A 1576-nucleotide genomic window follows, 5' to 3' on the forward strand; every position below is an offset into this window, starting at 1 on the left:
AGCGACAGCCCGCGCTCGGCCATTATTTCAACGAGGTCTCGAAGGCTGAGCTTGTAACGCAGATACCAACGCACACACACAGGACGATGACTTCGCGGTAAAAGTGACGGCCGTTGAACAGCCTGTCGATGTCTATCAGCTTACTCATAGCCTGCTCGCGCTCGTCAAATCCCGAGCTTAACTTATCCGATCCTCCGATTTGCACCAGAGCCCGAGACCTCAGGTCAGCGAGCTTTCGCCCGCGATCGTTCGTGTCGACGCCGGGTTCGGCTATTCACAGCTTGCCTTTGAACTGGGCAGCAAGGTTCTCGTTGAAAAGGCTCGGAACGTTGGCATCGCGGCACTCTCGATCAACAACTGCTTCCACTTTTCGGCTCTCTGGCCCGAGGTGGAGGCTATTGCGAGCGAGGGGCTCGCCGCTGTAGCGATGACTCCCAGTCATAGCTGAGTCGCACCGGCGGGCGGCACGAAGCCGGTGTTCGGGACCAATCCGATCGCCTTTGCGTGGCCACGGCCGGGCAGGTTTCCATTCGTTTTCGATTTTGCGACAAGTGCGATCGCCCGTGGCGATATCGAGTTGCACAGAAGAACAGGAAAGGAAATCCCTCTTGGCTGGGCCGTCGACGAGGCGGGGCAGCCGACGACGGATCCGGCTGCTGCAATGCGAGGCGCAATGCTCACGTTCGGTGGCCATAAAGGGTCTGCCCTGTCGGCGATGGTCGAACTGCTTGCTGGCCCTCTGCTCGGGGATCTGACCAGCCTCGAATCGCAGAAATTCGACGAAGGTGTGGGCGCCACGCCTTGCCATGGCGAACTGGTGCTCGCCTTCAATCCTGACATATTCGCCGCTGGAAAGCGCGCGCAGGGTGACCAGTACGCAGAAGCCATGTTCGACCCGATTGCGGGGCAGGGGGCGCGGTTACCGTCGCAACGGTGATTCGAGGCAAGGGTTCGAAGCGAAGCAAATGGCGTCGAGGTAAGTGCCCAGTTCTACGCGGACGTCAAGGCGTTGATCCGGAACTAACCGCGGTCTTGTGATTGCATACAGCATATTTCGGCAGTTCCCGCCATAGGCGTGCGCCCGAGCCTTACAACATGAATGGAAACGCTGCGGGAACTGCTTGACCAATTATATTGGATCCAGGCTATTGGTGACAATTGTGGGTTGTCGCGGGAACTTTTCTGAAGAGCTTTATGAACAACGCAACCACATCGCGCAAGGCGCTTCATACGCGTGTTCTTGCTGCGAGTCTTGCTGGCAGCGCTATCGAGTGGTTCGACTACTTCCTTTATGGAACGGTCGCAGCGCTCGTTTTCAACAAATTGTTCTTTCCGAACTTTAATCCAATAGTCTGACTGCTTCTTTCCTATCTTTCGTTCTCGCTAACCTTCTTTGTGCGGCCAATTGGTGGGGTTCTCCTTTCACACATAGGTGACCGGGTCGGCAGAAAGAAAACACTCGTTCTGACGCTCTCTCATGGTGGAGCGACAGTCCTGATCGGATGTCTGCCGACATACAACATGATTGATTTTGGGCGCCTGTACTGCTTGTGCTGTTGCGGTCGTCCAGGGGGGT

The 1576-nt window shown here is 56.5% G+C and carries 1 protein-coding gene and 2 pseudogenes; 2 read left to right on the top strand and 1 reads right to left on the bottom strand.

The genetic code is table 11. From position 1 onward, the window contains the following. Positions 1 to 80: pseudogene (locus tag P0D89_RS52760) on the bottom strand (IS6 family transposase); the annotation flags it as partial. Between the two features lie 104 nt (positions 81 to 184). On the opposite strand from P0D89_RS52760, the pseudogene P0D89_RS52765 reads away from it, so the two are divergent. Further along, a pseudogene (locus P0D89_RS52765) lies at positions 185 to 1024 on the top strand (Ldh family oxidoreductase); the annotation flags it as partial. 170 nt (positions 1025 to 1194) lie between these two features. Next, complete coding sequence (locus tag P0D89_RS52770) at positions 1195 to 1356, top strand: hypothetical protein (protein ID WP_408371113.1); 162 nt, start codon at positions 1195 to 1197, stop codon at positions 1354 to 1356. The last annotated feature ends 220 nt before the right edge of the window (positions 1357 to 1576 follow it).

Origin of the sequence: Paraburkholderia sp. RL18-085-BIA-A (assembly GCF_046027075.1) — a bacterium.
Taxonomy (GTDB): Bacteria; Pseudomonadota; Gammaproteobacteria; order Burkholderiales; family Burkholderiaceae; genus Paraburkholderia.

Coding starts and splice junctions, on each gene's coding strand:
- P0D89_RS52770 (WP_408371113.1), top strand. CDS start 1,195: ATGAACAACGCAACCACATCGCGCAAGGCGCTTCATACGCGTGTTCTT.